This is a genomic window from Limisphaera ngatamarikiensis, assembly GCF_011044775.1.
Lineage (GTDB): Bacteria > Verrucomicrobiota > Verrucomicrobiia > Limisphaerales > Limisphaeraceae > Limisphaera > Limisphaera ngatamarikiensis.
The window spans coordinates 20661-28457 of the sequence record NZ_JAAKYA010000024.1; the positions used below are offsets into that span (position 1 = coordinate 20661).

Genomic DNA, 7797 nt, shown 5'->3' on the forward strand with positions numbered 1-7797 from the left:
GATTAAAACTCGCGTGTGTAACCGACGCCGAACTGGAACCGGGGTCGGCCGCTGCTGTAGCGTTTGTCATAGTTGATGGGGATGCCGTAATCGAGTCGCAGCGGGCCGATCGGCAGGTCCAGTCGAATGCCGACGCCCCAGTTGTCGCTCCGATTGGCGAAGTCGAAGTTGAACGTGTCGGCCATCACATTGCCCACGTCGTAGAAGAACGCAAAGCGCAGCCGCTGAATGACCGGGATGCTGTATTCGATCGAGCCGAGCCAGTAACTGTAACCGCCCACCGGCTCGCTGAACCCGGGCTCGCGCGGCGATACCTCGCGGTACCGGAACCCGCGCAGCGAGTACAGGCCACCCAGGTAAAACCGGTCGTAGAAGGGCACCACCCGGGTGTCGCCCCAGGTATCCGCCACACCCAGCCGGCCCAGGATTTCGATGATGTGGCCCTCGAACAGGCCCGGATAGTACCAGGCGGTGCGCAATTCGGTGCGCCAGTAGTTCTTTTCCCCCGGCCATGGCCCTGCCACGTCGCCGTATAATTCGATGCGCTGGCCACGGCTGGGGAGCAGGGTGCTGTTGCGCGAGTCATACGCCAGCGAAAGCCCGATGCGCGAGACCAACGTGTCGCCCTCCTCGGCAAACAACGCCGAGGGCGCATTGGCCGGGTCCAGCCGGATCAGATCCCCGCGTCCCGGCAGGGGTTCGCGCACCCAGCGGGTCGGATGCAACCCGGGGTCCAGATCAATGCCCACGTTTTCCAGCGTGTAATTGATGCCGCCGATGAAGAAATCGCTCCAGAGCGTGCGGCGCAGTCCCAGGCTGATGCCCGTGCGACGTTCATCGTACAGGCCGCCCAGGCTTTGGTAGGTCAGGTCGCGATGGTACAGGTCCACACTGAAACTGAGCTTGCGGCCAAACAACCACGGTTCCACGAAGCTCAGCACGTAGTCCTGTCGCTTGGTTCCGACCTGAAGGCGCAACCGGAATTTCTGGCCGCCACCGGAGAAGGTCGGCGGATGGAACAGATCGAAGTTGCCCTGGCTGAACTCGACGAAGCCGACCAGCGCGTCCACGGAGCTGAATCCGGCGCCCAGGGTGATGTTGCCGGTGCTCTTTTCCTCCACCGCCACCAGCAGGTTGCGTCGTGTGGGGATGTCCGTGGGTTCCGGCTTCAGTTCCACCTTCTCGAAATACTGCAGGCCTTTGAGGCGCGACTCGCTCAGCTTGACGGCCACCATGTCGAACGGTTCCCCCGGGGCCACCGCCAGTTCGCGCCGGATCACGCGGTCCTTGGTCTTGGTGTTGCCGCGGATGTCGATTTTTTCGATGAACACCTTCTGGCCCTCGTTGATGATGTACTCGAGGTCCATGGTGTTGCTCTCGGTGTTGGGGATGCGCCGGACGCGCAGGTTGGGCGAACTGCTGTTGACGTCAATGTACCCCTGGGCGCCGTAGAAATTCTCGATGGCCACCAGGTTGTTGGACATGCCGGCCGGGGTGAAGATCTCGCCGGGCTTCATGGTGAAGGCCCGGTGGAAGGCGCGCGTGTCGTACCACAGGCGTCGGGCTTCCGGGTCCGGGGGCGGTTTGGATTCCGGTTTGTAGTCGGGGGCGACCGCGTTGGTCGGTAGCAGGGTCGCACCCTGGAACCGCACGCTGCCCACCTTGTAGGGTTCGCCTTCAAAGAGCTCGAACCGGACGATCATGCGGTCCGGTCTCGGGTACTCGAGCTTGACGTCCTTGATCTCGAAATCGATGTAGCCGTGTTGCCGGTAGTATTCCGCCAGTCGTTCGCGGTCCTCATCCAGTTCCTCGTCCTTGAAATATCCACTGCCCGTCAGCCAGGAGAACATCCAGTGCCGCCGCGTTTTGATCACCTGGGCCAGTCCCTTGCGCGTGGGCCGGAACAGCCGCCCCCAGAAACTGACCCGCTCCGGAAACGCCCGGGCGCCCACGAATTCGACCCGCTCGATCTTGATCTTGGGGCTTTCCTGGATTTCGAATGTGACCGAGGCACGGCCCGCCGCCTCGTCCATGCTCACCACGTACTGCACCCGGGTGTTGGGGTAGCCCTTGCTCTGGTAGAGTTTTTGGATCTCCTGGCTGTCGGTGAAGAGCTTCCGCTCGATCAACGGCTGGCCGACCTGCGAACTGATGCGCTTGCGCAGGCGCGCGTCGCTGAATTTGGTGTTGCCCCGGAAGCGGATCTCGGTCAGGCGCGGGTTGCCCTGGACGATGTACGTGAGCACGATCCCCTCGTCCGTGCGATCGGCGGTGACGCGGATGTTGTAGAACTGGCCCGTGCCGTAGAGGCTGCGGATATCCTCGTCCACGGCGGCCGGCCGGTACACGTCCCCCGGTTTGACCCGGATGTGGGCCCGCAGCAGCGCGTCGCTCACGGCCGGCGGCCCCACATGACGCACGTCCACCCGCACCACCTTGAGTTCCTGCTGCCCGAACGGCGCCAGCTGCGCCCCCACCGGACCGGTCAGGCCGAACCAGCACAACAACACCAGAATTCCCAGAAAACGATGATGCATGGTCAGGGTGCAGGGGGCAGATCCTCGGCCTCCACCTTGGCCACGCTCTCGAACCGTGTGTACGGACGCAGGAACACGAGATCGATTTCTCCGGTGGGACCGTTTCGTTGTTTGGCGATGTAAAGCTTCACCGGGATGGCCTCCTGGTCGAAATCGCGGGCCGGATCGTCCTCCTCACGACCCTTCGTGTCGCGGTACAGCAGGGCCACCACGTCGGCATCCTGTTCAATCGCCCCCGATTCACGCAAATCCGACAAACGCGGCGCCTCGCCGGCCCCGCGCTTTTCCACGTCCCGGTTCAACTGGCTCAGCACGATGACCGGCACGTTGAGTTCCTTGGCCAGCGCTTTGACGCCGTTGGAAATGTCGGCAATCTCCTGCTGGCGGTTCTCCGCCCGGCGCGACGTCGAATGCAGCAGTTGCAGGTAGTCGATCACGAACAGCCGGATGCCGTGTTGCTGCGCCATCCGGCGCGCCCGGGCACGCAACTGCAGGATCGAAAGGCCCGAGGTGTCGTCAATGTACAGTGGTGCCCCCGCCAGTTTCCCCGCCGCCGTCGTCAGCTTCGGAAAATCCCGCTCCGCCAGAAAACCCTCCCGCAAATTCCGCAGGTTCACCCGCGCCCGCGAACACAACAACCGCATCGCAAGCGATGCGGCGGTCATTTCCAGGCTGAACACCGCCACCGGCAGGCGCAGGTCCACGGCCACATGCTCGGCAATGTTCATCGCCAGCGAGGTCTTGCCCACGCTGGGCCGCGCCGCAATCACGATCATTTCCCCGCCGTGCAACCCTGTCGTCAGCCGGTCCAGGTCCGGAAACCCGGTCGGCAGCCCGCTCAACATCCCCTTCTGCGTGTACAGCTTCTCGATGGTGCTGATGGCCTCCCGCACCAGATCGCGGATCGGGATCGTTCCACCCTCCACCCGCTCCTCGCTGATGCGCAGGATGTCGCGCTCCACCTCGTCGAGCAGCTCCTCCACGTTGCCCTCGTACTCGAACACGCGGCCGATCACCCCCGTGCACGTCTGGATGAGCCGGCGCAACAGGTACTTCTCGTAAACAATGTTGGCGTAGTAGGCGAGGTTGGCCGCCGAGGGCACCGCGTCGGGCAGGGACGCCAGGTAGGCCAGCCCGCCGGCCATTTCCAGCCGGTTGACCGGCGTGCCGTGCCGACCGTCATCCCACGGAGGCGCATCCTTCAACCGTTGCTGCAGCGTGATCAGGTCAATCGGCTCACGCTGCTCGAACATCTCGATCAACGTACGGTAGATGATCTGGTGGCGCGGATCGTAAAAGACCTCCGGCTGCCCCTTCAGCAACTCCAGGCTCTCGCCCATGCAGGGATTGGGCGACAACAAGATGCAACCCAACACCCCGCGCTCCGCCTCCAGAGAATGCGGCGGAAGCCGGTCCGCAGATGGCAACGCCGGCGCAGACCCGCGCCGACCCGCCCGCGGCTTCTTCAAATCCGCTCCCACTGTGCCCGGTTCACTCATGCCTCGGCCCGACACCGCTGCGGCCGTTCCGTGCCTTCAGCCGGGAACGCACCGCCGGCCGGGTATTCAACCGTACCCTCTCAACCCGGACAAGGAGAGATTGCAAACCCCGGCCGCTCCTGAATCCATAGCCAGCAATTGGGGCGGCGTGCCAAAGGGTGTTTTCGAATCGGAGGAGTCTCTAAACGAGACCTGGGGGGCTCTGGGGCCCATCGGGGAGGGGTCGTCCGGGCGCCGGAAGGGCCAGAGGGCCGTGCCAGGGTGGTTTTTTCCCAGATGCGGGCATGCTCCGCCCTGGCCGCCAGGGGCGGTCGGCACGCGCGGGGTTCGGGCCGTTGGCTCCAGTTTAGCCGGAGGGCACCGCCGCTTCCACCGCCACGGCCCGCCACCAGCGCGCTTGCCACTGGTGCCACCAGTCCAGCCAGCTGACCGCCACTTCCACCCGCGCCACCAGCCGCCGCGCGTGCCGCACCACTGTGGCCGGCAGTCGTACCATCTGTTTGAGCAGCGTGGGCACGGTCCAGCCCTGGCACTCGTCGGGCAGGCAAAGCAGCTGCACGGCTTTCATCAGGTTGTAGGCCAGCGCCGCAATCGCGTAGAACATCCGGTTGGCCACCAGGCTGGCGCAGGGCGGAGGGTGCAGGTCCAGCCCCCGCAGCACTTCCTTGAAGAGTTGTTCCTTGACGCCTTTCAACCGATGCCGCGCCATCACCGCCCCCGCGTCGGTCCGGCGCGGGTCGTGCGCCACAAAGGCGTAACACCAGAACATCTCGTCGTCCTTCTTCCACCGCGCCACCGCCAGCGGGAAAGTGAAGTCGCTGCCGGCCACGGTGTGCCGGATGCCGGCGTACTGCTCGGTCACTTCCACCCCGTCGCGCCAGCGCAAGTGCCGGGCCGGGGCACCCCAGCCCGGCAACGCCAACCAACGGCCCTGAGATTCGGCCCCGTGGCAGAGGTACTCACCGACCACGGTGGCGTTCTGGAGGCAGGGATGGGCGCCGAGCTCGGCGTTCCAGCGGGGGCGTTCGGCCCGGGTGATGGGGCGCACGACCAGGTGCTGGAGCGGCTGTTGTTCGGGGGCCTTGGGCAGTGGCAGCGGTGGCGGCATGCCAGGAAAAGTGCTGGGGGAGGGGGAGTGTCCAGTCTTCTTAGTGCCCTCCTCAAGCCCCCTCGTCCCCCAGCCGCCTTCTTGAATCAGCGCTGGCTGAATCACCGTGGAGGTGATGTTCCTTCCGGCATTTTTCCACGTTCTCCTCTTTTTAAGCTCAACGCCAAGGCTTGGGTGACGCACAAAAAACTTGCCTCGGTCACCAGGCAGGTGGTAAGGTCTGGTGCCATAGAGCCAGTGCTTATGCACAAAGGCGCCGACAACTTTGCGGTAGCTCTGGCTACCAAGCTTCCTTCGGAAACAGCCATTGCTTCGTGGGACAACCGCCAGGCCCCGCCATATCGGCGCGGCCTCTCTGCATATCTCACAGGCGGTTGGCTGTGCCCTCAGGCAAACGTGTGCAGATCGGTGCCATTTCCCTTCCGGAGGAGCACCAAAGCAACCAAAAAAGACGAGGATGACCACGCAACGCCATGGGATCGCGACCGTTGTGAGAGCGGGCCATACCTCCTCGATCACGCGTATCCTCAGCTGATGGATTACCATCGGGATGTGCGGCGGCGGTGTGACAACAACGAGCCGACGGCCCTCCTTCTTGCGTACGCGCTCGGCAATCTGACCGATGCATTTGCCGGAGGTTTCCAGGTAATCGGCGCATGGCAAACCTACTGGCTGCTGCTGAGCAACTTTGACGGTTACGAATCAAGCTGTTGGTAATAGAAAATTATCGATGACCCGCCCCGATCGTTCGCGATCGGGGCGGGCCCAATACCCCGACTATGAAAGATGACAACAGCTCCTGGGTGGATACGCTCGCTGCCATTCTCCTTCCGTTGGTCGTGATACTTGTTTGTGCCCTGCCGGAAATCATCCACAAGCGCACCTTCGGGATGTATGGCGCAACTCCGCGCACAGGCGATGCGGCCGTGAGGTCCGGATTGTCGCTCATCGGGTTGGCAGTTCTTTTTCATGCCTGGTATATGCCGGCCTATCGGCGGTTGCCGCTTCTCCGCTGGTTTCTCATCATCCTCGGTGGTCTCGCTTTCCTGGGGCTGGGGATTGTGTGGGACCTCTGGACGTTGCTATGTTCCGGGTGAGCGACAAACAGCAGATGCGACTGCCAGGACAGGCGTTCACACTGGTGGAACTGCTCGTGGTGATCGCTGTCATTGCTGTGCTCATCGCATTGTTACTGCCAGCTCTGGCAGGAGCCAAGGCTTCAGCAGCGGCCACAGCCTGCAAGAACAACTTGCGGCAACTGGGCATCGCCCTGCAGATTTACACGCAGGACCATGGATGCTATCCGCCACATGCTTACCGGCCATCCAACGAAACGCTTGCATTGCGAACCAACGTTGTGTTCGTCGACACGATCGGATGGCCGGGCTATCTGCTGCCATATGTGTTGGGCAAGCGGGAGACATTTCGCTGTCCAGCACGTGGGAGTGAGTTTCAATGGCCCGCCAACCCCACACCGCGGGGATATGAATTTCCATTCAACGTTGACTCGATGTTTTTACGGTGGAGCTATGGCTACAACGGCCTTAACTTCAAGCAAGCGCGGAACGGCAACATTGTCGGCGGGTATGGACTGAGCCCTTCTACCGTGCTTCCTCTTTCTGCGAATCTCGTTTTGAAACCTGCTGACATGATCGCTATCGGGGATAGCGACGGTAACGGGTTTGGCGACCCCAACATTAGCTTTATGCGCCCCCGTCTGAACGCGGATCCAGATTTTCCGCCGGGTGACATTCACAAGGGAGGCGCGAACATTGTTTTTTGCGACGGTCACGTTGAATGGCAGAAACAATCCCGGTGGATTGAGCTGACACCAGAAGCAGCCCGCCGCTGGCACTATGATAACCAACCACACCCCGAATGGTGGTATCGCAGCTGGCAGTGACAAACCCATGGACCCGCGCTTCTTCGGCGGGCTTGTGCTGTTCGTTCTCCTTCTTGTGCCGTGTTTGGGTATTGGCGCCATGCTGCCTGTGCTGCCAGGCTCGGTTGCTTATCCGGGAAATGATCAGGAGTGAACGATAAGAGCCCGGGGAAGCCCGAAACGTTTTCGCGAATTGCTTGGAGAACTTGAACGCCAGTGAAACCACGATTTCGACGGCCTTATCGAGCAGGCCGCACAGGGCGTGGGCTGGATCTCCGTCCACGCCGGTGTCCGCCCGTGCTTCATCCTGCTGACTGCCCGTCGCTAGACGACGCCGCCCTTCCCCGGGAAGGCGCCAGGTCGGCACATTTCTGCAGCATTTGCGCCCCCATCTCTGCAGCTTGAAAATGACCGAGGACGTCGGCCAATACGCCGCCCACCACAGCCTCAACGAACACTTGAATCCTTAGCCAGCCGTTGGGGCGGGGTGCAAAACGATGTTTTCGAATCGGAGGAGTCTCTTAACGAGATCTGGGAGGGCTCTGGGGCCCATCGGGGAGGGGTCGTCCGGGCGCCGGAAGGGCCGCAGGGCCGTGCCAAGGTGGTTTTTTCCCAGATGCGGGCATGCTCCGCCCTGGCCGCCAGGGGCGGTCGGCGCGTGCGGGGTTCGGGCCGTTGGCTCCAGTTTAGCCGGAGGGTACCGCCGCTTCCGCCGCCCCGGCCCGCCACCAGCGCGCTTGCCACTGGTGCCACCAGTCCAGCCAGCTGACC

General features: G+C 62.8%; 7 protein-coding genes. 4 read left to right on the forward strand and 3 right to left on the reverse strand.

Annotated elements, in window-relative coordinates; genetic code table 11:
* Positions 1-2: 2 nt before the first annotated feature.
* The 3 genes from bamA to G4L39_RS04295 form a co-directional block, all read right to left on the reverse strand.
* A complete protein-coding gene (gene bamA / locus G4L39_RS04285) occupies positions 3-2537 on the reverse strand; it encodes an outer membrane protein assembly factor BamA (RefSeq protein WP_165106189.1) in 2535 nt (844 codons plus the stop codon).
* Positions 2538-2539: 2 nt separating this feature from the next.
* Entirely contained in the window at positions 2540-4036 is a 1497-nt protein-coding gene (dnaB, locus tag G4L39_RS04290; RefSeq protein WP_165106190.1) for a replicative DNA helicase, read from the reverse strand.
* A 346-nt stretch (positions 4037-4382) separates the two neighbouring features.
* Positions 4383-5144, reverse strand: a complete 762-nt coding sequence (locus tag G4L39_RS04295) for a transposase (protein WP_165106192.1) — start codon at positions 5142-5144, stop codon at positions 4383-4385.
* A gap of 534 nt (positions 5145-5678) precedes the next feature.
* Here G4L39_RS04295 and G4L39_RS04300 point away from each other — a divergent pair.
* The 4 genes from G4L39_RS04300 (at position 5679) to G4L39_RS15350 (ending at position 7180) form a co-directional block, all read left to right on the forward strand.
* Positions 5679-5861 carry a hypothetical protein gene (locus G4L39_RS04300; protein WP_165106193.1) on the forward strand — a complete coding sequence of 61 codons (183 nt, stop codon included), beginning with the start codon at positions 5679-5681 and terminating at the stop codon, positions 5859-5861.
* 62 nt (positions 5862-5923) lie between these two features.
* Complete coding sequence (locus G4L39_RS04305) at positions 5924-6241, forward strand: hypothetical protein (RefSeq protein ID WP_165106194.1); 318 nt, start codon at positions 5924-5926, stop codon at positions 6239-6241.
* Positions 6238-7047, forward strand: coding sequence for a DUF1559 family PulG-like putative transporter (locus tag G4L39_RS04310; protein WP_165106196.1), 810 nt, complete (start codon positions 6238-6240; stop codon positions 7045-7047). Before G4L39_RS04305 ends, G4L39_RS04310 begins: the two co-directional genes overlap by 4 nt.
* Before the next feature lie 7 nt (positions 7048-7054).
* The gene (locus tag G4L39_RS15350; protein ID WP_276607528.1) at positions 7055-7180 is read left to right on the forward strand and encodes a hypothetical protein; all 126 of its coding nucleotides are present in this window, start codon (positions 7055-7057) and stop codon (positions 7178-7180) included.
* Positions 7181-7797 lie beyond the last annotated feature (617 nt).